Below are 326 nucleotides of genomic sequence, written 5' to 3'. Positions count from 1 at the left end.
CCCGTCTAAAAGGGAGGCCGGTGATGGGATCCGGCGATGTCGTGCTTCTGACGAATTATCGTCAACGGTGAATTGATCTCCGACGACGCATTGACCGTCAACCGCGAATTCATCTCCGACGGCGCATTGATCATCAACGGCGAATTCATCTCCGACGGCACATTGATCATCAACCGCGAATTCATCTCCGATGGCGCATTGATCTTCAACCGTGAATTCGTCTCCGACGGCGCATTGATCTTCAACGGCGAATTCATCTCCGACGGCGCATTGATCGTCAACCGTGAATTCATCTCCGACGACGCGTTGATCATCAACCGTGAATT

At 52.5% G+C, this 326-nt stretch carries 1 protein-coding gene; it reads left to right on the top strand.

All coding sequences use genetic code 11. The annotated features are described in order from the left end of the window. Positions 1-72: 72 nt before the first annotated feature. The coding region (locus ACI0FO_RS29470; protein ID WP_416032101.1) for a hypothetical protein at positions 73-326 on the top strand (254 nt) is incomplete at its 3' end.

Source organism: Achromobacter marplatensis, from assembly GCF_049060505.1.
Lineage (GTDB): Bacteria > Pseudomonadota > Gammaproteobacteria > Burkholderiales > Burkholderiaceae_B > Achromobacter > Achromobacter marplatensis_A.
The sequence above is the reverse complement of the archived record's forward strand: the minus strand, read 5'-3'. Positions and strand labels throughout refer to the sequence as shown.